This is a genomic window from Janthinobacterium sp. HH102 (assembly GCF_001758625.2).
Classification (GTDB): domain Bacteria; phylum Pseudomonadota; class Gammaproteobacteria; order Burkholderiales; family Burkholderiaceae_D; genus Janthinobacterium.
The window spans coordinates 3,914,234-3,940,294 of sequence record NZ_CP062062.1 but is presented as its reverse complement, the minus strand read 5'-3'; the positions used below and the strand labels follow the sequence as shown (position 1 = coordinate 3,940,294).

19 protein-coding genes are annotated in these 26,061 nt (G+C 65.0%); 5 read left to right on the top strand and 14 right to left on the bottom strand.

The genetic code is table 11. From position 1 onward, the window contains the following. Positions 1–2: 2 nt before the first annotated feature. The 7 genes from JAB4_RS17930 to wrbA form a co-directional block, all read right to left on the bottom strand. Positions 3–1,883: an ABC transporter transmembrane domain-containing protein gene (locus tag JAB4_RS17930; RefSeq protein WP_070224440.1), complete on the bottom strand. Its 1,881-nt coding sequence runs from the start codon at positions 1,881–1,883 to the stop codon at positions 3–5. 78 nt (positions 1,884–1,961) lie between these two features. Next, on the bottom strand, positions 1,962–3,038 hold the full coding sequence (locus JAB4_RS17925; protein ID WP_070224439.1) for a carotenoid 1,2-hydratase: 1,077 nt from the start codon (positions 3,036–3,038) through the stop codon (positions 1,962–1,964). Further along, positions 3,038–5,629: an FtsX-like permease family protein gene (locus JAB4_RS17920; RefSeq protein WP_070224438.1), complete on the bottom strand. Its 2,592-nt coding sequence runs from the start codon at positions 5,627–5,629 to the stop codon at positions 3,038–3,040. The genes JAB4_RS17925 and JAB4_RS17920 overlap by 1 nt, the downstream gene beginning before the upstream one ends. After that, positions 5,617–6,045 (bottom strand): DUF4124 domain-containing protein, encoded by a 429-nt coding sequence (locus JAB4_RS17915; protein WP_083287885.1) that lies wholly within the window; start codon positions 6,043–6,045, stop codon positions 5,617–5,619. Before JAB4_RS17915 ends, JAB4_RS17920 begins: the two co-directional genes overlap by 13 nt. Then, a complete protein-coding gene (locus tag JAB4_RS17910) occupies positions 6,042–7,484 on the bottom strand; it encodes an FAD-binding oxidoreductase (protein WP_070224436.1) in 1,443 nt (480 codons plus the stop codon). The genes JAB4_RS17915 and JAB4_RS17910 overlap by 4 nt, the downstream gene beginning before the upstream one ends. Further along, a complete protein-coding gene (locus tag JAB4_RS17905; protein WP_070224481.1) occupies positions 7,481–7,891 on the bottom strand; it encodes a DUF2069 domain-containing protein in 411 nt (136 codons plus the stop codon). The genes JAB4_RS17910 and JAB4_RS17905 overlap by 4 nt, the downstream gene beginning before the upstream one ends. After that, positions 7,891–8,499, bottom strand: a complete 609-nt coding sequence (gene wrbA / locus JAB4_RS17900) for an NAD(P)H:quinone oxidoreductase (protein WP_070224480.1) — start codon at positions 8,497–8,499, stop codon at positions 7,891–7,893. The genes JAB4_RS17905 and wrbA overlap by 1 nt, the downstream gene beginning before the upstream one ends. A gap of 67 nt (positions 8,500–8,566) precedes the next feature. Between wrbA and JAB4_RS17895 the strand changes: the two genes are divergently transcribed. Then, positions 8,567–9,943, top strand: coding sequence for a YihY family inner membrane protein (locus tag JAB4_RS17895; RefSeq protein ID WP_227741983.1), 1,377 nt, complete (start codon positions 8,567–8,569; stop codon positions 9,941–9,943). 119 nt (positions 9,944–10,062) lie between these two features. Continuing rightward, positions 10,063–11,460 carry an esterase-like activity of phytase family protein gene (locus tag JAB4_RS17890; RefSeq protein WP_070224435.1) on the top strand — a complete coding sequence of 466 codons (1,398 nt, stop codon included), beginning with the start codon at positions 10,063–10,065 and terminating at the stop codon, positions 11,458–11,460. A gap of 73 nt (positions 11,461–11,533) precedes the next feature. Here JAB4_RS17890 and JAB4_RS17885 read toward each other — a convergent pair whose 3' ends face one another. Genes JAB4_RS17885 through JAB4_RS17870 form a run of 4 tightly spaced genes read right to left on the bottom strand, consistent with a single transcriptional unit; the run spans position 11,534 to position 17,140 of the window. Beyond that, the gene (locus JAB4_RS17885) at positions 11,534–13,546 is read right to left on the bottom strand and encodes a WG repeat-containing protein (RefSeq protein ID WP_070224434.1); all 2,013 of its coding nucleotides are present in this window, start codon (positions 13,544–13,546) and stop codon (positions 11,534–11,536) included. A gap of 29 nt (positions 13,547–13,575) precedes the next feature. After that, the gene (locus tag JAB4_RS17880) at positions 13,576–14,979 is read right to left on the bottom strand and encodes a PoNe immunity protein domain-containing protein (protein WP_070224433.1); all 1,404 of its coding nucleotides are present in this window, start codon (positions 14,977–14,979) and stop codon (positions 13,576–13,578) included. A gap of 24 nt (positions 14,980–15,003) precedes the next feature. Then, on the bottom strand, positions 15,004–15,828 hold the full coding sequence (locus JAB4_RS17875; RefSeq protein ID WP_070224432.1) for an alpha/beta hydrolase: 825 nt from the start codon (positions 15,826–15,828) through the stop codon (positions 15,004–15,006). A gap of 1 nt (position 15,829) precedes the next feature. Next, a complete protein-coding gene (locus tag JAB4_RS17870) occupies positions 15,830–17,140 on the bottom strand; it encodes an O-acetylhomoserine aminocarboxypropyltransferase (RefSeq protein ID WP_070224431.1) in 1,311 nt (436 codons plus the stop codon). A 375-nt stretch (positions 17,141–17,515) separates the two neighbouring features. On the opposite strand from JAB4_RS17870, the gene JAB4_RS17865 reads away from it, so the two are divergent. Beyond that, positions 17,516–18,058, top strand: coding sequence for a 2OG-Fe(II) oxygenase (locus tag JAB4_RS17865; protein WP_227741982.1), 543 nt, complete (start codon positions 17,516–17,518; stop codon positions 18,056–18,058). A gap of 129 nt (positions 18,059–18,187) precedes the next feature. Continuing rightward, positions 18,188–18,634: a CBS domain-containing protein gene (locus tag JAB4_RS17860; protein ID WP_010398828.1), complete on the top strand. Its 447-nt coding sequence runs from the start codon at positions 18,188–18,190 to the stop codon at positions 18,632–18,634. 69 nt (positions 18,635–18,703) lie between these two features. Here JAB4_RS17860 and JAB4_RS17855 read toward each other — a convergent pair whose 3' ends face one another. Next, a complete protein-coding gene (locus JAB4_RS17855; protein ID WP_070224429.1) occupies positions 18,704–20,965 on the bottom strand; it encodes an EAL domain-containing protein in 2,262 nt (753 codons plus the stop codon). 560 nt (positions 20,966–21,525) lie between these two features. Between JAB4_RS17855 and aroC the strand changes: the two genes are divergently transcribed. Then, positions 21,526–22,620 carry a chorismate synthase gene (aroC, locus tag JAB4_RS17850; protein WP_070224428.1) on the top strand — a complete coding sequence of 365 codons (1,095 nt, stop codon included), beginning with the start codon at positions 21,526–21,528 and terminating at the stop codon, positions 22,618–22,620. Between the two features lie 112 nt (positions 22,621–22,732). Here the strand turns inward: aroC and JAB4_RS17845 are convergent, their stop codons facing one another. Further along, positions 22,733–24,229: an HDOD domain-containing protein gene (locus tag JAB4_RS17845; protein WP_070224427.1), complete on the bottom strand. Its 1,497-nt coding sequence runs from the start codon at positions 24,227–24,229 to the stop codon at positions 22,733–22,735. After that, on the bottom strand, positions 24,226–25,965 hold the full coding sequence (locus tag JAB4_RS17840; RefSeq protein ID WP_070224478.1) for an EAL domain-containing protein: 1,740 nt from the start codon (positions 25,963–25,965) through the stop codon (positions 24,226–24,228). The genes JAB4_RS17845 and JAB4_RS17840 overlap by 4 nt, the downstream gene beginning before the upstream one ends. Between the last annotated feature and the right edge of the window lie 96 nt (positions 25,966–26,061).

Below are 26,061 nucleotides of genomic sequence, written 5' to 3'. Positions count from 1 at the left end.
GATTATTCCGCTGGATTGAGCTGTACGTGATGAAATTGCAGTGCGGCAAGATTCGCGTAGATGCCGCCAAGCGCCACCAGCGACGCATGCGTGCCCGTCTCGACGATCCTGCCGTCTTCCATGACGATGATGCGGTCGGCCCGCTGCACGGTGGCCAGGCGGTGCGCGATGATGACGGTGGTGCGGCCCACCATGGCCGCTTCCAGCGCCTTTTGCACCAGGCGTTCCGATTCCGCGTCCAGCGCGCTGGTCGCTTCGTCGAGCAGCAGCAGCGGCGGGTTTTTCAGCAGGGCGCGGGCGATGGCGATGCGCTGGCGCTGGCCGCCGGACAGGCGCACGCCCCGTTCGCCGAGGAAGGATTTGTAGCCGTTCGGCAGGCGCTCGATGAATTCGTGGGCGGCCGCCATCTTCGCGGCGGCGATGACTTCCTCGTCGCTGGCGCCGGCGCGGCCGTAGCGGATGTTTTCCATGGCGTCGGCCGAGAAGATCACGGTATCCTGCGGCACGATGCCGATGGCGTCGCGCAGGGTGTGCAGGTCGAGCTGTTTGATGTCGACGCCGTCGAGGCGGATGCTGCCGCTTTGCGGGTCATAGAAGCGCAGGAACAGCTGGAACAGCGTGGTCTTGCCGGCGCCGGACGGGCCGACGACGGCCACCGTTTCGCCGGCGCGGATGTCGAGGCTGACGTGATCGAGCGCGTGGGTATCGGGGCGCGACGGATACGAGAACATGACGTCGTCCAGCGACAGCGAAGCGCCATTCGCGGCGCGCGCGGGCAGCGGCAGCGGCGTGGCAGGCGACTCGATTTCCGATTTGACGGCCATCAGTTCCAGCAGGCGCTCGGTGGCACCGGCGGCGCGCTGCGCTTCGCCCATGACTTCGGACAGGGCGCCGATGGCGCCGGCCACGATGGAAGCGTACAGGATGAACTGGCCCAGGTCGCCGCCCGTCATCGCGCCTTCCAGCACGGCGCGCGCGCCCAGCCACAGGACGAACACGATGGTGCCGAAGACCAGCAAAATTGCGATCATGGTCAAGAGGGCGCGGGCGCGGATGCGGCGCATGGCCGTCATGAAGGCGCCTTCGACGGAGTCGCCGAAGCGTTTCGATTCGATCTTTTCGTGCGTAAACGCCTGCACGGTGGGCATGGCGTTGAGGATTTCGCCGGCCATGGCCGACGCGTCGGCGATGCGGTCCTGCGAATCGCGCGACAGCTTGCGCACACGGCGGCCAAACACGATGATGGGCACGACGACGAGAATCAAGAGGCCGATGATGATGCCCGCCAGCTTGGCGCTGGTGACGAACAGCATCACCAGACCGCCCAGGAACAGCAGCACATTGCGCAGCGCCATCGAGATGCTGGTGCCGACCACGGCTTGTATCAATGTCGTGTCGGTGGTGATGCGCGACAGGACTTCGCCCGTCTGCGTCGTTTCAAAGAATTCCGGGCTTTGCGTGACGACGTGGCGGTACACGGCGCTGCGGATGTCGGCTGTGACACGCTCGCCCAGCCACGACACCGTGTAAAAGCGCGCCGCCGTGGCCAGCGCCAGGATGGACGCCACGCCGAACAGGGCGAGGAACACCAGGTCGACGTGCTGGATGCTTTTCGAGCCGGCCGCGCCGCCGAAACCCAGGTCGATCATCTGCTTGAAGGCGGCGGGAATGGCCAGGGTCGAGGCGGCGGCCACCACCAGCGCGATTCCGGCCAGGAAGAACTGCTTGCGGTACGGCGTCAGAAAGGGCATCAAGCCCTTGAAGGCGGCCAGGCTGCCTTTTTTCAGTTCGCGGCTGCTGCCGGTGTCGGGAGTCGGTGCGGTACTTGCGGCGGTTGCGGCGGTTGCTTTGCTGGTGCTGCCTGTTTCTGTGCTGGTTGTCATTGTTTTTCGCTTTGATTTACTTTTTTGCTTGTCCGGGGTCAGACCCGATGGGTCTGACCCCGGCATTTTATGCATTGCTTACAACTTCATCGGCTGGACATAGCCCGTCATTTCCAGGTAGGCGCGGCCCACGGGCTGGCCGTCGCGCTCCACCGTCACGGCGCCTTCCCAGTACACGGCCCCCGTCGAGCGGCGCGAATCGAGCTCCTGGTCGGCTTGCAAGGGCTTGATCTGCCAGCGCGTGGCGCCCGTGCGGATCTCGGTGGCGACCGGGTATTCGGCCTGCGTGCGGGGCGAGCGCCACAGCTGCGTAGGCGTGAAATCGACGTCGCCGGGCGCGTACTGCGTCATCTTACCGGACGCATCGCGCCATGTCGCGTGCGCCCATAGTTTAGCACCTGTCTTGCTGCGGATCTGGAAGGCCATCAGGGCGCCGCCGTCAGCGAGGTTGGCGCCTATCCAGTTCCAGCCGCTGGCGTCCGCATCAAGCACCTGGCTCGACCACTCGTGATCGAGCCAGGTGGCGCCCGTCACCGCTTCCGGCTTGCCGCCCGCGCGGGCGATGGTGCCCGTGGTACGCAGCTGCGGCTCGCTGTAGTAGTAACTCGATTGCGCGGGCCGCGCGCCCTTGCGCGAATAGCCGCCAACGCCCTGCAGCAGCACGGGCTGCGTGGGCGCCAGGACCAGCTGCAAATTAAAATCGCGCGCGGCCAGGCTGACCTGGTAAGTGCCGTCCGCTTGCCGCCGCATGCGCCAGTCGTCGAGTTTGACGTCCGTGTCGCCGACCTTGGCGTAGGCCAGGCCAAAACCCTCGCGCGCGCTTTTCTCGTCGTGCAGCAGCTTGCCCACTTTCGGGTCGGACAGGGCCGCATGGCCGATGATCAGCTGTTTCGGCGCGAAGGCGCTGGGGTTGTCCGCGTCGGCGGACGTGGCGCTGCGAAAGAAGGTCACCTGGTAGCCCAGCTGCTCGCCGCCGGCGGTTTTTACCCATCCCGTGGCGTACCACCATTCCGTTTTATAGGCGGGATGGGCGCCGAAATCGTGCGGCATGCGCAGGGTCTGGCCGGCCGGCAGCGGCGTGACGGGGGCGAAGGCGGGCGGCGCGGCGATGGCGGCGGCGCTGCAAAACAATAATAAACAAGTCAAACGGCGCATTACCAGTCCTCCCTGACGGCGCGGATGGGGCCAGCGGACAGCGCCTGGCGCCCCGCGATGAGGGCAGTGAGGGCGGCGGCCGTCAGCAGGGCGCCGGCCACAGTGGCGATCAAGGACCACGGCAGGTGCAGCTGCATGGTCCAGTGGAACGATTGCGGATTGACGATGAAGACCAGCACAAAGCTGATCAACAGGCCCAACACAAAACCGGTGGCGATGCCCAGCGCCGTCAGCGCGCCGCCCTCGAGCGCCAGGATGGACAGGATCTGGCCGCGCGTCACGCCCACGTGGCGCAGCATGCCGAATTCGCGCGCGCGCGCCAGGGTCTGCGCCGAGAACGTGGCGGCCACGCCGAACAGGCCGATGACGATGGCGATGGCTTCCAGTAAATACGTGACGGCGAAGCTGCGGTCAAATATCTGCAGACTCAGGGCGCGGATGGCCGACGGGTTCGACACTTCGAGGCTGGCGCCGAAAGGCAGGGCTTTCAGGCGCTGCTGCAACTGCTCGCCCGTGGTATTTTTGGCCAGCCACAGGGCCGCATCGCTGACGTCCATGTCGCCCGTCAGGGCGCGGTAGTCATCGAGCGGCATGTGGATGGCGCCGGACGAGCGTGCATAGTCGCGCCAGATGCCGGCGACGAAGAACTTGTGCAGGCCGCCCGCCAGCGGCAGCGCGATCTGCTGGCCAGGCTTGACGTTGTACAGGTCGGCCGCCGCTTCGGACAGCCACACGGGCCGGCTGCCTGCCGGCACGGGCAGGGTGTCGCCCACCAGTACCATGCTCTTGCCAGGGTCCCGCAAGTTGATGGGGCGCGCCAGCAGCATGACGTTCGGGCGCTCGGGCGCCAGCGACAGCGAGCGCAGGCGTTGGAAATCCACCCTGGCCACGCCGGGCAGGGCGAGGATGGCGGCCTGCTCGCGCGGGCTCAGGCCCGCCGTGCCGCCGCTGGCCGCCGGGCGCGTGTACACGTCGGCCGGCAGGATCTGCAGCAGCCAGTCGTCGACGGAAACGCGGAAACTCGACACCATGATCGCCATCGCCACCATCAGGCTAAAGCTCGACAGCACGCCGCCGAGCGCAATGCCGGCCTGGCCCGAGGCGTTCGCCAGGCGGGCCACGGTCAGGCTGCGCACGGGCGCATGCTTGCTCGTTTCCGTGCGCAGCCAGGCGGCTTGCAGGGCGCGGAAGACGACGGCCGCCAGCTGCGGCATCAGGGCGATGGCGCCGATCAGCAGCAGGGCGATGGACAGGTAGCCGAACAGGGGCAGTTCGAACACGGGCGGCAAAAACGTCAAGGCGCCGGCCAGCAGCAGACACGCCAGCGCTGGCCAGGTCTTGGCCAGGCGCGTCGTCACGACTTCCTCGCTGCCCGATTTCAAGGCGATGGCGGGGGCCGCGCGCGCCGCTTCCAGCGCGGGCGCCGCGCAGCCCAGCAAGGCCACACCGAGGCCCAGCGCGAAATACACGAAAGCGGCGACGGGCGTGAACTGCACCTGCGGCTGCACGCCCGCGAAATAGCCGGCACCCAGGTCGCCGCCGAAAAAGCGCAGGGCCACGGCGGCCATGGCATAGCCGCCGGCGATGCCCAGCGCCGCGCCGACGATACCGAGGCTGGCGCCTTCCAGCAGCACCTGGCGCAGCAATGGCCTGCGCTCCATGCCCAGCACGCGCAGCAGCGCGAACTGGCCGCGGCGGCGGATGACGGACAGGGCCTGCGTGGAAAACACGAGGAACGCGCCCGTAAACAGGGCGACCAGGGCCAGCACCGTCAGGTTGACGCGGTAGGCACGGCTCAGGTTATTGTTGCGGCTATTCTGGTTTTCATCATTTGGCTGGCCTACCTGGAAACGCCCCGGGTACTGCGCTTCCAGCGCGCTGCTCAGCGCGGCCTGGAAGGCGTCGCGGTTGACGCCCTGGCGCAGTTTCAGGTCGATGCGCGACAGCTTGCCCAGCTTGTTGAAGCGCCATTGCGCCGCACCGATATCCATCACGGCGATGCGCTGGCCGGCGCGCGCGCGCTGTAGCGAACCGGCCACGCGCAGGGACACCGTGCCCGTGCCCGATTGCAGCGCGACCTGGCCGCCTTCGGCGACGTCGAGCCAGCGCAAGGCGGCAGGCGATAAAAAGATGGCGTCGTCGGCCAGGGTGTCGAAAGGCTGGCCTTCGGCCGGCGCGCCGATCAGGTCGGGCGAGATGAAGCCGGCGCGGAAGACGTCGAGCGCCAGGATGTGCAGCGGGCCGCCGTCCTTCTTGCCACTCACGCCGGCTTGCAGTTCCAGCACGGGGGAGGCAACGGCCACGCCGTCGCGCTGCGCCAGCCACGGGTAGACGGCTTCGTCGAACAGCGCTTCGCGCCCGGCCACTTGCACGTCGGCCTGGCCGGACAGGCTTTTGACGGCCGTGGAAAATTCATTGAAGGCGGCCGCGTTGATCAAATGGATGGCAAAGCCCAGCGACACGCCGATGGCGATGGCGAGGATGGCGACGAAGGCGCGCACGGGATGCGCGCGCCATTCGCCCAGCAGCAGCCAGCGCGACAACAGGCGCATACCTGCGGGATTGGCTGCCGGCGCACTCAATTCAGACATTCAACGGCCAGGCGCTCGCCGGCGCGCCGCGCTTTCAGTTGCGCCGCATTGCGGGTTTTATCACCCGCGCCGACGGCGTCCTGCGCCGCCCATTTTTGTTCCAGCCGTAGCTGGGCGCAATGCTTCTCGTGCATTTCCTTCTGTTTGGCGGCCCGTTCGCGCGCCTGGTCTTCCAGGTTTTCGCGCTTCTTGCGCGCCGCTTCCATCTGGCTGGCCACCCGTTCCTGACGCGTGGCCGCGCCCTTGTCGACGGCGGGCGGAGGCGAGGGAACTTCCAGGATCTGCAGCTGGCCGCCCGTGCAGGGCGTGGCGCTATAGCTGGTCTGGCCATCCTGCACGCATTTGTAGACGTCCTGCGCGCTGGCGGAACCGGCCAGCAAGGCCATGGCGCAGAGCAGGAGAGACGATGGCTTCACAATATCTTCCCCGGATTCATGATGTTTTGCGGGTCCAGCGCCTGCTTCACGGCGCGCATCAGCTGCAGTTCCAGCGGCGACTTGTAGTGCGCCAGATCCGCCTTTTTCAGTGCGCCGATGCCGTGCTCGGCCGATATCGAGCCGCCAAAGCCGTGGACCTGGTCGTGCACGATGCGGTTGATGGCATCCTGGTTGGCCAGGAAATCCCGGTCCGTCATGCCGGCTGGCGGCGCCACGTTGTAATGCAGGTTGCCGTCGCCCAGGTGGCCGAAGCATACGAGCTGGCAGCCGGGGAAGGCTGACGCAAGGGCCGCATCCGTGACGGCGATGAAGTCGGCGATGCGGGAAATCGGCAGCGAGATATCGTGTTTGATGTTCTTGCCCGCCTGCGCCTGCGCCAGCGGAATATGTTCGCGCAGTTGCCACAGGCCTTCGGACTGCGCCACGGAGCTGGCGACGACGGCGTCTTCGATCAACTCGTCTTCCAGGGCCGCGCCGATGCTCGCTTCGAGCAATTCCACGGCATGCGCCTCGGACTGGCTGCTGGACAGTTCCAGCAACACATATTGCCCATGCGACTGCCCGTGCGCGTCAGCGAAAGGCCGCGGCAGCTGGGGGAACTGCTGCGCCACCAGTTGCAAACAGTATTGCGACATCAGCTCAAAACCCGTCAGGCTGGCGCCGCAATGGTCCTGCATCAGGCTTAACAAGCGCAGGGCGTGGGCGGGCGAGGGCATGGCGGCCAGCGCCGTGATGCAGGCCTTCGGCTGCGGGTACAGTTTCATGACCGCGCCCGTGATCACGCCCAGGGTGCCTTCGGCGCCGATGTACAGGTCGCGCAAATCGTAGCCGGTATTGTCCTTGCGCAGGCCGCGCAAGCCGCTCCAGATCTCGCCCTGCGGCGTGACCACTTCCAGGCCCAGGCACAGCTCGCGCGTGTTCCCGTAGCGCAGCACGGCCGTGCCGCCCGCGTTCGTCGCCAGATTCCCCCCGATGGTGCAGCTGCCTTCGGCCGCCAGCGACAGGGGGAACAGGCAGCCGGCGGCGCTGGCCGCTTCCTGGATGGTTTGCAGGATGCAGCCCGCGTCGACCGTGATGGTGCGGTTGACGGGGTCGAGCGCGCGGATGCTGTTCAGGCGCGCCAGCGACAGCACGACGGCCGTGCCGGTGGCGTCGGGAATGCTGCCCAGCACCAGGCCCGTATTGCCGCCCTGCGGCACGACGGGCACCTGCCATTGCGCGCAGGCGCGCAGGATTGCGGCCACCTGTTCCACGGTGGCGGGGCGCAGCACGGCCAGGGCCTTGCCCGTAAACCGGTCGCGCCAGTCGGTGAGGAAGGGCGCCGTGTCGGCATCGCGGGTGAGGACGTAGGTATCGCCCAGCAGGTCGCGGCAGGCGGCTAGGAAGTCGGCTTGGTCATGCACTGGCTGTTCGGTCATTTTTTGATGCTCACTTTATTCACTTTTTCCAGAAGCTCCTTGGCCATGCGCTTGGCCGCCTTTTTATACGGGCGCAGATACAGCACGGCGCAGACAAAATAGACGCAGACGATGGCCGCCTCGCCCCAGGCCATCAGGGCCGAGGTGGGGTTCGTGTCGCTGTAGCCGCGCACCACGCCTTCCGTAAAGTACAGCAGGATCACCATCGACGACCATTGCAGGGTGTAGACGTCGCGCTTGATGACGCCGTACAGGGGAATGAGCAAGGGCGCCGCCTTCAGCACGACCCAGGAGCCGCCCGGCTGCAGGGGCGCGACGACGGTTTCCCACAGCAGACACCAGACGATCAGGGTGACGAGGCTGGCGATGGCGCCCCAGTGAAAATACTTGTGCAGTGTGCCGTGCATCATGCACCTGCCAGTTTCGCGGCGTTTTCCGCCAGGCGCCGGCCCAGGGCGACGGCCAGGCGTTTTTCATCGTCGCTCAAGGCCTTGTCGCCGTCTATGCCCGACCAGTGCGTGGCGCCATACGGCGAGCCGCCCGTGGACGTCGTCATCAGTTCCGGATGCGTGTAGGGCAAGCCCATGACCAGCATGCCGTGGTGGAAGAGGGGAATCATCATCGACAGCAGGGTCGATTCCTGGCCGCCGTGCAGACTGCCCGTGGACGTGAACACGCAGGCGGGCTTGCCGGACAGGCTGCCGGCCAGCCAGTCGCTGGCCGTGCCATCCCAGAAGTACTTCATGGCGGCGGCCATGTTGCCGAAGCGCGTGGGCGAGCCCAGGGCCAGGCCCGCGCATTCCTGCAAGTCGTCCAGTTCCACGTAGGGCGCGCCGTCCAGCGGCACCTCGGGCGCCGTCGCTTCCGTCACGGTGGAGACGGCGGGCACGGTGCGCAGGCGCGCATCGCAGCCAGGCACGCTTTCCACTCCCTGGGCTATCAGCTCGGCCAACTGGCGCGTGGCGCCATGGCGTGAATAAAACAATACGAGAATAATCAGATTGGTTGGCTTCATCATTGGTATTATAGGGCGCTTTACAGCCTGATACGACTGCTGTCATGGCGCCGTTCTGATTTTGCACATGTTTTCAAAATATATATTCCCGTTCTTCCAATACCTGTGGCGCACCCTGAGCATGGGGCTGGACGTCGTGCGCGGCCTGACGTGGTCCGAAACGCGCGACCTGCTGCAGTTCGCGCGCCGCCGCGTGCGCGAGGAAAGCCTGCCGCAAGTGGCCGGCAGCCTGACCTTCGCCACCGTGTTCGCGCTGGTGCCGCTGCTCACGCTGGCCCTGGCCATCTTCACCACTTTCCCCCTGTTTAATACCTTCCGCCACGCGCTGGAAGACTATTTCGTGCAAAGCGTGATGCCCAAGGGCATCTCGAACACCATCCTCGACTACCTGACGACGTTCGCGTCGAAGGCGACGCGATTGTCGGCCATCGGCGCGGGCGCCCTGATCGTCACCTCGGTGGGCATGATGGGCTTGATCGAGCGCGTCTTCAACCGCATCTGGCGCGTGCGCCAGGAGCGCCGCTGGACCAAGCGTTTGCTCGTCTACTGGGCCATCGTGACTCTCGGGCCGCTGCTGGTGGGCGTGTCGCTGACGGTGACCTCGCGCCTTTTCATGGCCACCAGCGGCGTGGTGGGCGCCGTGCCGTTCATCGGCGCCGTGTTTTACACGCTGGTGTCGATCGGCCTGACCATGCTGGCGTTTACTCTGCTGTACATCGCCGTGCCGAATCGCGACGTGGACTGGCGCGACGCGGCCTGGGGCGGCTTGCTGGCGGCGCTGGCGTTCGAGGTGGCCAAGCGCGGCTTCGGCGAATTCATCCAGGAATTCCCCACCTATTCGCGCATCTATGGCGCGCTGGCCGCCTTGCCGCTGTTCCTCGTGTGGATATACCTGAGCTGGATGATCACCCTGGTGGGCGCCTTGCTGGTGGCCGCCTTGCCCGTCGTGAAATACGAGCGCTGGTGGTACGAGGCGGCACCGGGCAGCGAATTCGTCGACGCCGTCGCCATCCTGAAAGTGCTGCACCAGGCGTGCCACTGCGCCGATTCGGCCCTGGTGGGCGCGGCCGAGATCCGGCGCAGCACGCGCCTGGGCTTCGAAGAGATGGAAACCCTGCTCGACAAGATGGTGCAGCAGGGCTGGGTGGGAAGAGTCAACGTGGACGGCGCCGTGCGGGTACAGTGGGGCAAGCGCGTGGCCGACAGTTCCGACCACTGGGTCTTGCTGGGCAACGTCAACCGCATCAGCCTGGCCGACGTCTACCGCCTGTTCGTCTTCGGCGGCATGCGCGTGAACTCCGGCTATCCGGCCGGTTCCACCAACGAGCGCGACATCAAGGCGGCGGAAGAGGCAGCCGCGCTGGCGGCGCAGGTGGAAAACGCCGTGGAGCAGGGACTGGGCCTGAGCCTGGCGCAGCATTTCGGGGAAGTGCGCTGCAATTGACGGGCCCGGCGGTGCGCTTCCTGCCGGCATCCGCCTCGCGCGCTAGGGACGCATGTCATAAACTGGTCACCGAAGGCCGGTAAGCTTTCCTCTCCATTCATCTTGTAGAGGAAGCAAATATGCGTTGTCATTTGAGCGGTTTGAATTTGTGCCGCGGCTTGGCCATCGTGATGGTCAGCGGCATGCTGGCTGCCTGCGGCGGCAGTTCCTCTGCGGCTCCCGACGCGGTGCCCAAGGAGGGGGAGGGACTGCCGCACCAGCTGGTCGGCTGGGCAGCGTTGCCTGACACGGCGCGCTGGCCGGCGCCGGTTTCCGGACAGTTCATGGCCGCGGCGCTTGGCGTCAGCCCGCCGTTTGCCAATGGCGTGCCGATTCCGGGCTTCTCCGCTCTGCTGAGGAATGACGACGGCAGCTGGACTGCCATGGCCGACAATGGCTACGGCGCCAAGGGCAATTCGGCCGATTTCGTGCTCGGCCTGTATAACGCCAGCATCAACTTCCGCACGGACGCAGACGCCAGCAAGACGCCGGGCAGCATCAAGATCAACAGCTTCCTCGCCTTCAACGACGCCAGGGGTTTCTTAAACGACGGCAAGGGCATCGACCTGAAAATCACGGCCGACTATGTCAACTACCCAAGCAACACCTCCGGCGGACTGGTCTTTTCCGACAGCGGTATCGCCGTCGATGCGCGCATTCGCGCGGGCCGCCTGCTGACCGGTTTTGACTTCGACATTGAATCGCTCGCGCGCGCCGCCGATGGCACCTGGTTCGTGGGCGAGGAGTTCGGCCCGTATATCCTGCACTTCGACAAAAACGGCACGCTCATGGGCGATCCCGTTCCCCATCCCTTCCTGCGCAGCCCGGCTAATCCGGAAGTGCTGGGCAAGGGCGCCAGCATCACCCTGTCAGGCAGCCGGGGCTTCGAAAGCCTGGCCTATAACGCCGACCGCAGCCTGCTCTACGCGGTGCCGGAAGCGGCGCCAAGCGACCCGTCCCTGCGGCCCGTTGCCGCGGATGAGCGCTACCTGAACATCTTCGAGTTCGACCCCGCCGCCATGCACTATACGGGCAAGAATCTCGTGTACCGCAAGGATGGCGCGGCCAAGGATAATGGCGTCGTGATCGGCGACATGACCAATGTCGGCGGCAGCAAGTTCGTGCTCATCGAGCGCGACGGCTTCTGGGGCGCCAAGGCCGTGATCAAGCGCCTGTACCTGGTCGACCTGAAGGAGAAAGATGCTGATGGCGCCCTCAAGAAAACGCTGCTGGTGGACTTGCTGAATATCTCCGACCCCAAAGGCATCGGCGGGCAGGCGAGCAATATGCCTGTGGGTAAGTTCAGCATGCCTTTCGACTCGGTGGAGAGCGTTGAAGTCCTCGATGCCCACACGCTAGTCGTGGCAATTGACACGAACTACCCCGGTGAAGACGGCCGCAAGCCAGGCAAGCCGGACGATACCGAAGTCATTACCCTGCGTTTTGACAAGGCGCTGTTCGATCGTTCCGTCAAGTAAAGATGCACCCGGCCAGTAACGGCGTTCCATGTTGCCGGCCGGGTGCGATATCAGCAGACGGGCCGGCAAGCCGTCACAGCAGCACGGGCCGCAGGGCCGCCTGCTGCGCCGCCTTGCTGAACGCGGCCGCATCCTGCGTGCGTACCACGCCCAGATAATACGTGTCTTCGCCGCCGTGCAGGTTCACCAGGCGCAGCTGATGCGGCGCCAGGTGGGTGGCGATGGCGGCCAGGCCTTCGGCCATCGCGTCGCCATCCTCGCGTTCCGTCCACGAAAAATCGCGCAGCGCGGGCAGGCCGATGTGCCGGGCGATGCGCGGCACTTCATCGACCGATTTCCAGTCCAGGCTGGTGCCGTGGCCCAGCGCATCGGCGGCCGTGGACCAGAGCAGGAAGAAACACGCCGCTTCGGGCGTCTCGCCTTCGTATTCCGCTTCCGGGTCGTCATCCGCCAGTTCTTCCAGGGTGATGTCCACGCAGCGTGCGGCCAGTGCAGCATCGCCCAGCAAGAGCAGCGCGGCCATGCTGCGCAACTGCTCGCGGTCGGCCTTGGCCAGGATCTGCGCCGGCGTGAAGCTGCGGCGCTTGGCGGGCTTTTTCTCGGGCTTTTTCTGGCCCAGGCCGATGGACTCGCTCAATTGCGCCGTGATGGCCGCCTTGAAGTTCTCCACCGTGTCGAACTGCTCGAGCAGCTGGCCCGTGAAATCCATGCTCCAGGCCATGCCATCGTTGACCACATATAAAAAATCGCTTTGCACGGCCACGCCGCGCAAGTGGTGGGCGGGCGGATATAACGGCGTAAACGCCTGCTTGCCATCGGGCGTCAGCATGCAGGCCAGGCCTTGCGCGTCGATGGCGAAGATCAGGTTCTTGCGCAGCTTGGGCGGCGACGACGTGGTGGCGCTATCGATGGCTTCGTACTGGCAGGGCGCCAGCAGCTCGCCCTGGCTGTTCGCCAGGCCAAACAGGAAGCGCCCGGCGATGCGCTGGCTGACGATGGCGATTTTCTTCTTCGTGCCGAAATCCTGCACGGAGCTGTAGGCCGGCGGCACCACGACCTTGCCCGTGGTGTCGACCACGCCGTGCACATTGCGCTTGCCGTCATCGTCTGTCTGGTCTGTCTGGCGTTCGATGTCGATCAAGCCATCGTCGCGCTGGCAGATGTTGTCCACCCCGTCCATCAGCAGCGCGCCGTCGGGCAGGCGCAGCAGGCTGCTGGCGCCGTCCGGCGCGATTCTCTGTACCAGATGGGGGCTGATGACGTACAGGGCGCCGGGGGATGGCGGCAGCACCACCGTGCCGTTGAGGTCCAGCACGCCGTGCGCATCGGGGGCGTCCGCCGTGGCAAAGGTGATCCAGCCATCGTCCGCGTAGTAAACGCCCAGGTCGACATAGCGCTGCGACAGCGGCACGATCCAGCGGCCATAGGACGTGACGAGGCCGGTGACGTCCGGTTCAGCGGCGGCGCTCACTGCATAGCACAGCGCGTCCTCCTCCCATCCCAGCACTTCCAGGCCTTGCAGGAACGGCAAATCTTGCGCATCGAGTTCCTCGACCTCGGCCAGTTGCGCCTCGGCCGTAGCCGACCAGTAGCCGGTGGCCGGCGATGCGGCGCCGGCGGCCAGCAGCGGTGCCAGCGCGTCCCGGTCGCCGCGCTGCAGGGCAGAGTGCAGGGCTTGCGCCTCGGCGCGCAGGGCCTCGAGCGCGGCCGCGTATTCCGGCGTGCCGATATCGTGCGCGATCAGCTGCACGCAATCGAGGATCAGCCACGGCTGGCCGCTGGCCAGCAGGGCGCTGATGGCGCTGCGCGCGACGATGGCGGCCGCGTTGCGCGGCTTGTCCATCAGCGCGGACAACGCTTGCCAGCTGGCCTGTGCCTGCGCCATCGGCGCGGCCAGCACGCAGGGGCAGTCTTCGCCGTCGCCGTAGATGGGCCAGGCGACGGCTTGCGTGCCGGCGCCGATGAGCAGCTTGAACAGCGCAGGTACGTCCAGCCGCCATTCGGCCAGGCCGTTGATCGTCTCGGTGTCGAAACCGGCCTGGCCGGGTAAAAATGCGGTGCTGAACAGGGCTGCGGTATTGATCATTGATCTTTATCTAAAAGTGAACGGGAGATTCAGGGCGCGGGCGGCATGAGCCAATGCGCCAGCGCGCTGCGTTCCAGGCCAAGGTGTTTGGCCACGGCGGCCGCCTCGAAGGCCCACAGGCCGTAGTAGCCGCCCAGGCCGTGCGCGCGCAAATGGCCGTTGAACCAGTCTTCGTGCACCAGCGCGCCATGCCAGCTGGCCAGATAGTGCCGCAGGTGTTCCAGCTGCTGCGCGGCATCGTCCGCGTCCAGGCACTCGAACAGGGCCGAATAGGGCTCGGCGAAATACCATTCGTCGACGGCGGGTCGCGTCGGGTCGATGGTCGCCAGCAGCGCTTCGTACACGCCGTCTTCGCCGTCGAAGGCCGTCTGCAGGGCGGCCAGGCGGGCGGCCAGGTCGTGGCGGCCGAACAGCAGGGCCGCGCCCAGCAGCTGCAGGGTACGCGCGTAATCCGTCAATTGTTCGAAATCAAAGGCGGGCAAGGCATCGTCATCGTAGGCCTCGGCCAGGGCCGCGCGTGCCGCTTCGCAGGCGCCGATGGCAGCTTCCAGCGCCGTTTCCACTTCGGGCAAGGGCAGGCCTGCCGTGTAGCGCAGCGAGAAGACCTGGTAAGCCACGCTGGCGGCCGCGCATGCCCAGTAAGCGCTATCGCCGCCATCGATTTCCGCCTGCCCCTGCGCGCGTTCGTAGGCGGCCAGCAGGGTGTCAAGATAGGCGAGATTGCGGGCAAAATCGAAGGGGGTACCGAAAGGCGCGGGCGGCGTCTGGCGCGGCGCGTGGGGCCACGGTTCCTGCGCTGGCAGACAGACATCGGCGCATTCGCGCTGAATGGCCCAGTCGGCGAAGATTTGCTGCAAATATTCCGCCGTCTCGTCGTCGTGGGCGATGGCGCCCGCGCCCACCATGGTCGTGCCCAGCAGGGTGTAGCCAGGGAAACGGCTGCTTTCGTAGGCGATGGTGGTCACGCTCTGGATGGTCCTGCCGTCGCTCAGGTCGCGCACGCGGAAGTACACGTCGTCCCAGCCGGCAAGCGGCGGCGCTGGCGCTTCGTTCGGCAGGGTGGCCCAGCTGCCGTCGTCCTGCTCTTCATAGGCATCGAGCAGCTCGTCGAGGCCGCCGGGGCGGTCGATGCGGTTGTTGGCGTCGTATTGCAGGCCCAGTTCGGCCGCAAACGCGGCCGCGTGGCGGCCCTCGAAGACCAGATACAGTGCGCTCGTGGTGCCGACCAGCAGGTCCGTGTGCTGGCCCGCGACGATCAGCGCTTGCGGCAGCCGGCACCATTGGTAGTACGGAATGCCGGCCATCGGGCCGCCTTCTTCCGCTTGCGGGTTATTGAAACGCAGCTGTTGCAGCCAGTTGTAGCGTTCGTGCCGCTCCGCCTCCGTGCCGCTGCCGCGGCCGGTCAATTCTTCAAACAGGGTATTCAACAACATGTGCATCTATCCTAAAAAAAGCGTTCATGCCGCTGCCGCTGCCGCTGCCGTTTGCGCAAACGCAAACAGCGCGTCGAGCACGGCGTCCGGCTGCTCGGCCATCAATTCGTGCCCGCTGTCGACCTGCACCACGGTGCCATGCGCTATGGCCGCTGTCAGCAGCCGGGTCGACTTGGGCGGCGTCATCATGTCGCGCGCGCCGAAAATGAATAAAGTGGGGCAGTGTACCGAAGCGGCGGCGATTTCGCCGTTCGCGTAGGCATTGCAGGCAGAAAAATCCGTGTGAAACACGTGATCGGGGTTGAGGGCGGCGATGCGCTGCTTCAGGCGCCGTGCGCCGCCCATGGCGTAAAAGCCGGGGCCAGGAAACGACGGCTTTTGCGCGATCGACGAGTGCGACCAGATATTGACCATGTCGATGGCCGCCTGTTCATCGTTGAGCGACGTTTCCAGCAGCGCCGGCGAGACTTTCATCGGGTAGGTGGAGCCGAGCATGGCCAGGTGGCTGACGCGATCCGGCGCCAGGAATGCCGCTTCCAGCGCGATCAATGATCCCATGCTGTGGCCGATCAGCATGGCCCTGGGTGCGCCGGCCCCGTCCAGCACGGCGAGGATCCAGCGCGCCAGTTCCTCGACCTTGGTTTTCGCCGCGCCGCCGCTGCGGCCATGGCCCGGCAAGTCGACGGCCAGCACGTTCCAGCCGTGGTGAGCAAAGTAGCGCGTCTGCAGGGCCCACACGCTATGGTCGTTTTGCGCGCCGTGGATGAAGACGGCCGTGGGCTGGTTCGGGTTGAATGGCTTGCCACCCGTGTAGCAGTAGGCCGTGGTGTTCTCAATGGTGAGCTGCATGTCAGGCGCCTTTCTGCGACAGTTTCAGGCCACGGGCCAGGTCTTCGATCAAATCGTCGGCGTCTTCCAGGCCCACCGACAAGCGCATGGTGCCCTGCGTGATGCCGGCCTGCGCCAGTTGATCGTCGGGCACGCGGAAGTGCGTGGTGGAGGCGGGGTGGATGACGAGCGACTTGGCGTCCCCCACGTTGGCCAGGTGCGAAAAGATCTTCAGGCTGTCGACGAAGCGCTGGCCCGCCGTGCGGTCGCCGCGCAGGCGGAAGGTGAAGACGCCGCCCGCGCCCTTCGGCAGCAGGGTCTTGGCCAGCTCGTAATCGGGATGCGACGGCAGTTCCGGGTAGGACACGGATTCCACGGCCGGATTGACCAGCAGAAAATCGATGACCTTGCGCGTATTGGCCACGTGGCGGTCCATGCGCAAGCCCAGGGTTTCGATGCCCTGCAGGATGGCGAAGGCGTTGTGCGGGCTCATGACGGCGCCGAAGTCGCGCAAGCCTTCGCGCCGCGCGCGCAGGGCGAACGGCGCCACCGTCGATTCCTCGGCGAAGACCATGCCGTGAAAGCCGTCATACGGTTCGCACAGTTCGGCGAAACGGCCCGTCTGGTCGTAGGCCGCCTGCCAATCAAAAGTGCCGCCGTCGACGAGCAAGCCGCCGATGGCCGTGCCATGGCCGCATAAAAACTTGGTGGCCGAGTGGAACACCAGGTCGGCGCCATGCTCGAAGGGGCGCAGCAAATACGGCGTGGTGAACGTCGAATCGAGCATCAGCGGCAAGTGCTGCTCGTGCGCCAGGGCGGCAATGGTCGGGATATCGAGCACGTCGAGGCCGGGATTGCCCAGGGTTTCCGCGAACAGGACTTTGGTATTCGGGCGGATGGCAGCGCGCCAGGCGTCCACGTCGCGCGGGTCGACGAAGGTCGTCTCGATGCCGAAGCGTTTTAATGTGTAGGCGAGCAGGTTGTGCGAGCCGCCGTACAGGGCGCGCGAGGCCACGATGTGCGAGCCGGCGCCGGCGATGGTACATAAACCCAGGTGCATGGCGGCCTGGCCGCTGGCCGTGGCGATGCCGGCCACGCCCCCTTCGAGGGCGGCGATGCGCTCTTCGAGCACGGCGTTGGTGGGATTCGAGATGCGCGAGTAGACGTGGCCGGCCCGTTCCATATTGAACAGCGAGGCCGCATGGTCCGAACTCTTGAAGGCAAACGAGGACGTGAAATGGATGGGCGTGGCGCGCGCGCCCGTAGCCGGGTCGGGCGCGGCACCCGCATGCAGGGATAAGGTATCGAAACCGGGGTATTTCGGGCCGCTCATGGTGTCTCCGCCAAGTTTTATAGTGGCAAGATCGTAACCTGATTTGCAGCTGAGCAAAAGGGCTCCTGTGCAGGGCGCATGGGGCCGTGCTGGCGGACGGTCAGGCTCAGCTCGCGTGTAACCTGAAGTGTAAAAAAAGTGACCGGCGCGGTGCGGCGGTGGTACGATATCGTATCAGCGATATTCGGGCTGTCTTAGCTGTGCGCGTGCGCCGCGCCGCAGGGAAGCAGTTGCAAGCGAACGAAATCCTGGGCTTCAGGCGCACTCTCATGCATGTCCACCAGGAAAGATTTTATGCCCGCAATATCGTTCGACGGCTCCCTTGCCGTACCCGGACCCTCTATCGTCGACGGCCTCTGCCAGGCAGGCTGGCTCATGCAAGAGCATTTCATTTCCCCAGAACTGAGTCGCCAACTGGCCGCCGAATGCGTGCAATCCATGCTCAGCGGCAAGATGAAGGGGGCCGGCGTGGGCAGCGGCCATGCGCCGCTGCTGCAGCCGGACATCCGCGGCGACCATATCGAATGGCTGGAAACGGGCAGGTCAAGCGCGTGCGACCGCTACCTGGAACACATGGAAGCGCTGCGGCGCATGCTCAACCGCGAGCTGTTCCTGGGGCTGGAAGAGTATGAAAGCCATTTCGCCCTGTATGCGCCGGGCGCCTTTTACCGGGCCCATCTGGACCGTTTCCGCGACGACGACAAGCGCACCGTGTCCGTCGTGCTGTACCTGAACGACGACTGGCTGCCCGAGCATGGCGGCGCGCTGCGTTTGCACCCGCAGGATGGCGCTCAGGTGGATATCTTGCCGCAGGCGGGCCGCATGGCCATGTTCATGTCGGGCGAGATGCTGCACGAAGTGTTGCCGACGGCGCGCGAGCGCCTCTCGATTGCCGGGTGGTTCCGCCGCCGGGGCTGATGAAAAGTTGCGCGCAATCCCCCTCGATTTGATTGCGCGCAAGGCTGGATTTTTCCGCAGGCATAGGCTACAGTCGCAGTAAGGGCTTAGAATAACTAAAATACCAATCACGCGGACAGGACGGCCAATATGAAAGTATCTGAAATTCTCCAAGTCAAGGGCAATATCCTCTACACGGTCACGCCTGACCAGCCCCTGCTTGACGCGGCCAATACCATGGCTGAAAAAGACATCGGTTCGCTGGTGGTCATGGAATTTGGCGACCTGGTCGGCATGCTGACCTTCCGCGAAGTGTTGAACGCCTTGCATGAAAATGCGGGCCAGATCGGCGGCGGCACCGTGCGCAAGCACATGGATGACCACCCGATCACCGTCACGCCTGACACGGAAGTCAATGAAGTGCGCCGCATCATGCTGGAAAAGCACGCGCGCTACCTGCCCGTCATGAACGCCAAGACTCTGCTGGGCGTCATTTCCTTCTACGACGTCGCGCGCGCCGTGCTCGAAGCGCAAAGCTTTGAAAACCAGATGCTGAAAGCGTACATCCGCGACTGGCCGGCCGAAACGACGGATTAATCTTCACTCATGCAGTAAAGACAACGCCGGCGATTGCCGGCGTTTTGCATTGGCGATCCAAGGCCTGGCCTATGCCGCCCCCTGCAGCGCCTCATTGTTCAGCCAGGTGCCCAGCGCCGTGGCCGTCATGGGGCGGGCGAACAGAAAGCCCTGCGCCATCGGGCAGCCCAGCGCTTGCAGGATCTGCGCTTGCCGCTCGTCTTCCACGCCTTCGGCGATCACGGCCAGGCCCAGGTTGCGGCCCAGCTGGATGACCATTTCGGCGATGCTGCTGCCGCGCGCCGATCCCGTGATCTCCGTGACGAAGGCGCGGTCGATTTTCAGGCGGTCCACTTGCAGGCGCTGCAAATAGGACAGCGACGAGAAGCCCGTGCCGAAGTCGTCGATGGCGATGCTTACGCCCGTCTGCTTGATCTGCCACAACATCTTGATCAATAAATCGGGCTCTTCCATGGCCATCGATTCCGTGATTTCCAGCTCGATGAACTCGGGTGGCGCCTGCGTCTCTTCCAGCGCCGCGCGCAGCATTTCCAGGAACAGCGGGTGGCGGAACTGCACTTGCGATACGTTGACGGACATGACGAAGTTGCGGTGGCCCTGCTCGCGCAGCAGCACCAGTTCGCGGCAAGCCGTGCGCAGCACCCATTCGCCGAGGTCGATGATGATGCCTGAATACTCGGCAATCGGGATGAAGCGGTCGGGCGAGATGAACTTGCCGTCCGGCGTCTGCCAGCGCAGCAGCGCTTCGGCGCCCACGGGACGGCGCGTGGTCAGGTCGATCTGCGGTTGATACACGACAAACAGCTGGTCCTGGCTGAAGGCCGTGCGCAGCGCGTGCATCATGCGGACTCTTTCGCGGATTTCGATGCCCATGCTGCGCGAGAAATAGAAGTGCCCGGCGCGCTGCTGGCTTTTCGCCCGTTTCAGGGCGATGTCGGCATCCTTCAGCGCGTCGGCGCCCGTGCCCGCATGTTCGCCCAGCCGCACCAGGCCCAGGGTGGCAGACAGCTGCACGTCCTGGCCGTCGATGCAGAACGGCGCCTGGAACAGGGCCAGGATCTTGGCTGGATTGACTTGCGACGAGTCGCCCAGCACGCAAAAGATGTCGCCCCCCAGGCGCGCCACCGTCAGTTGCGGCCCCAGCTGGGTTTGCAGGCGTCCCGCCACGGCGACGAGCAGCATGTCGCCGAACTGGTGGCCCAGCGCGTCGTTGGTCTCGGCAAAGTGGTCGAGGTCGACCAGCGACAGCGTGGCGTCGTCGCGCGCGGGGCCGGCCAGCGTGGCGTCGAGGATTTCCACCAGGCGCGTGCGGTTCGGCAGCTTCGACAACTGGTCGTAGAAGGCGGCATTGTGCAGGTGCGATACCAGCTCGACGTTGTCCAGGCCCACGGCGACGTTGCTGCAGAATACTTCCAGCAGGCTTTCATCGATGGCGGAAAGGGGGCGCGGCAGCATGAGGTAGGCGGCCGCGTCGCGGCCGGCCTTGCCCGCGAAGTACAGCGTGGCGTAGTCGTGTGCGTAGACATTGCGCCGCTGCGCCAGCGTGTGCTCGATGGCGGCCATCACGCGCGGGTTTTGCAGGCCGCACAGGGCGCTGTGCGGCAGGCTGGAAAAGCTGCCCGTACAGGCCGAAACGAGCAGCTCCTTGCTGCCATTGTCCTGCAAGTCCTGCACGCACAGCACGCCGTCGGCCCGGGTGCCCAGCAGGTCGGCGATCTGCGCCAGCACGCCGGCCGAGAAATTCTGTACGCCATGCAGCGCCATCAGCTGCGTGCTGGCGTGGACGATACGGTCCAGGCCGCGCCGGCTGCTGTTGATTGAGCGGATCTGCTCGTACGAGCGGATGGCGGCCGTCACCGTCGTAAACAGCTTGATGCGCGTCAGTTCGGACTTGGTCTTGTAGTCGTTGATGTCGAAATCGCGGATGGCGTCGATTTCCGGCGCATAGCCGGGCTGGCCCGTGCGCAGGATGATGCGCACGTCCGTCATTTTCAGCGTTTCGCGGATGTAGCGCACCAGGTGCAGGCCCGCGTCATCCTGTTCCATGACCACGTCGAGCAGGATGACGGCGATGTCGTCTTCATGCTTGAGCAGTTCGCGCGCCTGGCCGGCCGAATACGCATGCACGAATTCCAGCGGGCGGTGCTGCATTTCCAGATTGCCCAGGGCGAATGTGGTGGTGGAGTGGACGTCTTCATCGTCGTCGATGATCATCACCCGCCAGACGCTGCGCTGTGCGACGGCCAGCGACGCCGCTGGTTGCTCATCGAGGAATACCAGGTCGTCGTGATCGTCCTTGTTGGCGTCAAGGGGGATGATCGGTGCGGGCATGTATAGCTTCTCCAGGATGACTCAATACGGAACGTGAGCACATCAGAAATGTCCATGGCGTTGTTGTACTGCCTCGCCGTACTCGCGTACTGTCTTCGGCAGTACGCCTAGCCCTGGGCATTTCTGATGCACTCTGGAACAACGAAAAACAGCACTCAACTATCGTTGCGTTGCCTCGCCGTACTTGCGTACTGTCTTCGGCAACGACGCCTGGCCCTGGGCATTTTGTGACGTGCTCTCGGCGCAGCCTAAATCTGGGTTGGCGTTCAGTATTGTGTGCCGCGCTCTGATCCAAGTATATAGCTATTTAATAAGCAAAATGTTTTTTTAAGTCTATTCTGTAGGGCAATATTTCTTGCATTGCATGATTGCGACGCTTATTTGGTATTTTTTATGCGAAAAAATAACGCGGGATTTTAAAATGGCGGTTTGGGGCGGGGCGAAAGGCGCGGCGGGAGGGTGGGTGGCGGGTAAATATCGGGCAGTGGCCTGGCATTAGCGGCATGGCATGCCCCGCAGGCTGGTAGAATTGAGTTTTCCAGTCCTCACCACTTCCTACTATGTCCGGCAATTCTTTTGGCAAGCTGTTTACTGTTACCACTTTCGGCGAATCGCACGGTCCGGCCATCGGCTGCGTGATCGATGGCTGTCCGCCGGGATTGATCCTGTCGGAAGCCGATATCCAGCCCGAGCTGGACCGCCGCAAGCCGGGCACTTCGCGCCACGTGACGCAGCGCCAGGAATCGGATACCGTGGAAATCCTCTCCGGCGTGTACCAGGGCGTGACGACGGGTACGCCCATCGCGCTGCTGATCCGCAATGAAGACCAGCGCAGCAAGGACTACGGCAATATCGCGGAAAGCTTCCGCCCCGGCCACGCCGACTACACCTACTGGCATAAATACGGCGTGCGCGATCCGCGCGGGGGGGGGCGCTCGTCGGCGCGCCTGACGGCACCCGTCGTGGGCGCGGCGGCCATCGCCAAGAAATGGCTGCTGCAGCAGTACGGCACCACATTCAAGGGCTGCATGAGCCAGCTGGGTGATATTCCCGTGCCGTTCCAGTCGTGGGAGCACGTGCATGCGAACCCGTTCTTTGCCGCCAGCGGCGACGCGGACCTGATCGCGCGCATGGAGGCGGCGATGGACCAGCTGCGCCGCGACGGCGATTCCATCGGCGCGCGCATCGACGTGATCGCGCAAAACGTGCCGGTCGGCCTGGGCCAGCCCATCTACGACAAGCTCGACGCCGACATCGCCTATGCCATGATGGGCATCAATGCCGTCAAGGGCGTGGAAATCGGCGCCGGCTTCGATTCGGTGGCGCAAAAGGGTTCCGAGCACGGCGACGAACTGACGCCGGAAGGCTTTATCGGCAATAACGCGGGCGGCGTGCTGGGCGGCATTTCGACGGGGCAGGACATCAGCGTGTCGATCGCCATCAAGCCGACGTCGTCGATCCGCACGCCGCGCCGCTCGATCGATAAAGAGGGCAATCCCGTGATGGTGGAAACGTTCGGCCGCCACGACCCCTGCGTGGGCATCCGCGCCACGCCGATCGCCGAAGCCATGCTGGCGCTGGTGCTGATCGACCACGCCCTGATGCACCGCGCTCAATGCGGCGATGTCAGCGTGAATACGCCGAAGCTGAAGTAAATTGAATGTTGTCGGATGACGGGCCTGCGGCCCTGATCCGACCTACGGCCCATGCCATGTAGGTCGGATTAGCGCGCAGCGCGTAATCCGACACCATTGTCGGCGCCTCCTGTCACGCCACCTTGTTCGCCACCAATTCCAATTGATGGCGCATCTCCACCGACTGCACCAATAACGCCCGGATATCGTTGATCAGGTTGAATTCCGTCTGATTCAATTGGATCGGCGGGAAGCTGTCGTCCCAGTCGCCATATAAAAATCCCGTGGGGTGGCCGTTGGCCGACAGCGGCAGCACGACGAAGCTGCGCGCTTCCGACAGGGTCGTCTTCCACCATTGCGGCAGTTTGGCGGCGAATTTCGGGTCGCGAGCGTTGTCGATGAAGATCACGCGGTCGCTGTTGAGGGCCGCATGGAAGACGTTCGGCTCATACGCGTCGCCAAACACCATCAAATCCTGCAGGTCCGCCATGCCTTCGCCCAAGCTGATGCGCGCCGAATACAAATGGTCCCTGTGGTTGCGCACGAACGCCACCGAGCGCGAAAAATCGAAGCCCTGGTGCAGCGTTTCGAGCGCCATCGAGACCATCTGTCCCGGGCTGGCGCTGCCGATGGCGCCGCGCAGGTCGGCCAGGCCGCCGATCAACACGCGATTGCCTTCGGCGCGCATGCGCGTCGAGGCCAGCTGGCGCGCGCGCCGTTCGGCCGGTTTCGACAGCGGTGCGATCGACAGGTCGGCCGCCGCCATCGCCTTGGCCTTGTCCACCGCCACCACCAGGTCCGTCGCGGTGATGCCCAGGGTGCCCGCATAATCGTCGATCAGCGCATGCACCTGCGCCGCGCCGGCCGCATCGTCATGCCACAGCGAGTCGGCGCAGCGCGCCGCCATCGTCGACAGGCCCGCCATCCAGTCGGCGCCGCTGACGGGGGAGTTGTCCGGCGACGGGTCCATCGGACGCATGCCGTTGATCAGGTGCTGCGGCAAGCCCCAGTGGGCGGCCGTGGCATAGCCCACTTCGGGCAGCGACAGGCCGAGGATTTCGCGCGCGGCGGCAGCTTCGTTGCCGGGACCCGCATGCGCCTGCATGCGCGCCCAGAAATCCGTCATGTAGAACGTCACCATCATGCGGCCAAGGGTGTGCAGCATGGAGCAGACGACGGCTTGCTCCGCCTGCAGGCTGCCGGCGCTGGTGGCCACCTGCTGCGCCACCATCCCGGCCAGCACGGCTTTTTCCATTTCCACGTGGGCGCTGACGGAATCGGGCGACGCCTGCGACAGCTCCTCGATCAGCTTCAGGCCCAGCGCCAGGTGGCCGATGGCGTCGATGCCGAGCACCAGCACGGCCTTCGAGACCGTGTTGACGCGCTGGCCGAAGGCCGAATACATGCCGCTGTTGGCCAGCCTGAGTACCTTGTGCGTGAGGACAGGGTCGGACAGCACCGTTTGCGTGATGTCGAATTCGTGGTCATCCTCGCCGCGCATGGCGCCCAGGATGGCGCTGATGGCTTTCGCGAAGCCGGGCATGTCGCCTTGCTGTCGCGTGCGCGCCCACAGCAGGTCCAGGGTGTTTTTGCCGAGCTGTGTCGGTACCGTGAAATGACCTGGATTCATTGCACCCCTCCGCGCGGTTCATTGGCAGACGGCGCAGGCACCAGCGCCGCATAGGTTTTGTCGCTCAAGGCCGATAGCGCGGCATGGGCCGGCATCGGCTTGCCCGTCAGGTAGCCTTGCACGTACTGGCAGCCGCGCGACTCGATGAAGTGCATCTGCTCCTCGGTTTCCACGCCCTCGGCCACGACGGACAAATTCAAATGCTTGGCCAGGTCGAGAATGGTGTTGCAGATGGCCGCATCCTTGCTCGATTCGGGCAAGTCCTTGATGAAGGTGCGGTCGATCTTCAGCACGGAAATGGGGAAGCGCTTCAGATACGCGAGCGAGGAGTAGCCGGTGCCGAAATCGTCGATGGCGATGCGCGCGCGGCGCTCCGTCATCTTGACGAGGATGGTTTCCGCATGCACGGGGTCGATCATCAGCGTGCCTTCCGTGATTTCCAGCACCAGGTGTTCGCCGGAGAGTCCCGAAAACGCGATGGCTTCATCGAGCACGTCGAGGAATTTATCGTTGCGGAACTGGCGCGGGCTGATGTTGACGGAGATGTACAACGGCCGTTTGGCCACTTCCTGGAACTGCTTGAGCTGCACGCAGGCCGCCTTCAACGCCCAGGCGCCCAGCAGGTTGATCAGGCCATTGGCTTCTGCAATCGGGATGAAGCGCACAGGCGGCACCAGGCCCAGGGTCGGATGCTTCCAGCGCATCAGGGTTTCGAAGCCCTGGATCTGGCGCGTGTGCGCGTCGACGATGGGCTGGTAAAACAGCAGGAATTCGCCTTCGCGCACGGCGTGGAACATGGCCGCTTCCAGCGAAATATCGTGTTCCGACGGGCCGTTCAGGCGCGGGCTGTAGACCAGGCAGCGGGCCTTGCCCGTTTCCTTGGCGCGCGACATGGCCGCATCGGCCAGCGCCACCAGGCGCACTTCATCCTCCGCGTGCAGCGGATAGATCGATACGCCGACGGAGGCGCCCACGTAGATCGTGTGGCCATCGACTTCGAACGGCGCCTGCAGGGTGGCCAGCAGGCGGCCCGTCACGAGCTTGATCTGGGCGTCGGTGGCGCTGCCAGGCAGCACGGCGACGAATTCGTCGCCGCCCACGCGCGCCAGGGTGTCGCTGTCGCGCAGGGTCTTGCGCAGGCGCGCGGCGGCCAGGCGCAGTACGGCGTCGCCGACGGGGTGGCCCAGGCCATCGTTGACCTTTTTAAAACCATCGAGGCCGATGGTGGCGACGGAAAAGCCCTGGCCCGAACGGGCGGCCTGGGCGATCACCATGCGGATGCGGTCCGACAGCAGCAGGCGGTTCGGCAGACCCGTGAGCGCATCGTGCGTGGCCATGTGGCGCAGCCGTTCTTCCGTGTTGTGCTGGGCCGACGTGTCGCGCCCGACCACCAGCAATTCGGCCACGCCGGCCGCGTTCATATAAGACGACAGGCGCAGCTCGAACCAGATTTCCTGGTCCGGCGCTTGCAGGCGCACTTCCAGGCGGCCCGGCTCTTCCAGCGCGTCTTCCAGCGCCGCCTGCAGCGCCGCGCGCGACGCTTCGGTGGCCAGCGGCAGCAGCAAATGGCCGGACAGGCCCGAGGGCGCGCCGAACAGGGTGGCCGCGCGCTTGCTGGCGAACAGGATCAGGCCGTCCGTATCGAGCCGGAACACGACGTCGCCTGCCTCTTCCATGAGGTTGTCCAACTCGTGGCGGGCCTCGCGGTGGGCGGCGGATGGGGTACTGGAAAACATCGTGCTGGCTTTTACCTTTTTATTATCAGTGCCGGCGCTCGCTGCAGGGCAGGGCGCCAACGGAAACAGTGCATCGTGCGTGACGCGCGCCATAGG

Bases quoted from the DNA above. Each gene is read 5' to 3' on its own strand.
- JAB4_RS17905 (WP_070224481.1), bottom strand. From the start codon at position 7,891: ATGCACGGCACACTGCACAAGTATTTTCACTGGGGCGCCATCGCCAGC.
- JAB4_RS17845 (WP_070224427.1), bottom strand. From the start codon at position 24,229: ATGAATCCAGGTCATTTCACGGTACCGACACAGCTCGGCAAAAACACC.
- JAB4_RS17920 (WP_070224438.1), bottom strand. From the start codon at position 5,629: ATGTCTGAATTGAGTGCGCCGGCAGCCAATCCCGCAGGTATGCGCCTG.
- JAB4_RS17890 (WP_070224435.1), top strand. From the start codon at position 10,063: ATGCGTTGTCATTTGAGCGGTTTGAATTTGTGCCGCGGCTTGGCCATC.
- JAB4_RS17840 (WP_070224478.1), bottom strand. From the start codon at position 25,965: ATGTTTTCCAGTACCCCATCCGCCGCCCACCGCGAGGCCCGCCACGAG.
- JAB4_RS17860 (WP_010398828.1), top strand. From the start codon at position 18,188: ATGAAAGTATCTGAAATTCTCCAAGTCAAGGGCAATATCCTCTACACG.
- JAB4_RS17895 (WP_227741983.1), top strand. From the start codon at position 8,567: ATGTTTTCAAAATATATATTCCCGTTCTTCCAATACCTGTGGCGCACC.
- JAB4_RS17910 (WP_070224436.1), bottom strand. From the start codon at position 7,484: ATGACCGAACAGCCAGTGCATGACCAAGCCGACTTCCTAGCCGCCTGC.
- wrbA (WP_070224480.1), bottom strand. From the start codon at position 8,499: ATGAAGCCAACCAATCTGATTATTCTCGTATTGTTTTATTCACGCCAT.
- JAB4_RS17885 (WP_070224434.1), bottom strand. From the start codon at position 13,546: ATGATCAATACCGCAGCCCTGTTCAGCACCGCATTTTTACCCGGCCAG.
- JAB4_RS17855 (WP_070224429.1), bottom strand. From the start codon at position 20,965: ATGCCCGCACCGATCATCCCCCTTGACGCCAACAAGGACGATCACGAC.
- JAB4_RS17875 (WP_070224432.1), bottom strand. From the start codon at position 15,828: ATGCAGCTCACCATTGAGAACACCACGGCCTACTGCTACACGGGTGGC.
- JAB4_RS17880 (WP_070224433.1), bottom strand. From the start codon at position 14,979: ATGTTGTTGAATACCCTGTTTGAAGAATTGACCGGCCGCGGCAGCGGC.
- JAB4_RS17925 (WP_070224439.1), bottom strand. From the start codon at position 3,038: ATGCGCCGTTTGACTTGTTTATTATTGTTTTGCAGCGCCGCCGCCATC.
- JAB4_RS17930 (WP_070224440.1), bottom strand. From the start codon at position 1,883: ATGACAACCAGCACAGAAACAGGCAGCACCAGCAAAGCAACCGCCGCA.
- aroC (WP_070224428.1), top strand. From the start codon at position 21,526: ATGTCCGGCAATTCTTTTGGCAAGCTGTTTACTGTTACCACTTTCGGC.
- JAB4_RS17865 (WP_227741982.1), top strand. From the start codon at position 17,516: ATGCAAGAGCATTTCATTTCCCCAGAACTGAGTCGCCAACTGGCCGCC.
- JAB4_RS17870 (WP_070224431.1), bottom strand. From the start codon at position 17,140: ATGAGCGGCCCGAAATACCCCGGTTTCGATACCTTATCCCTGCATGCG.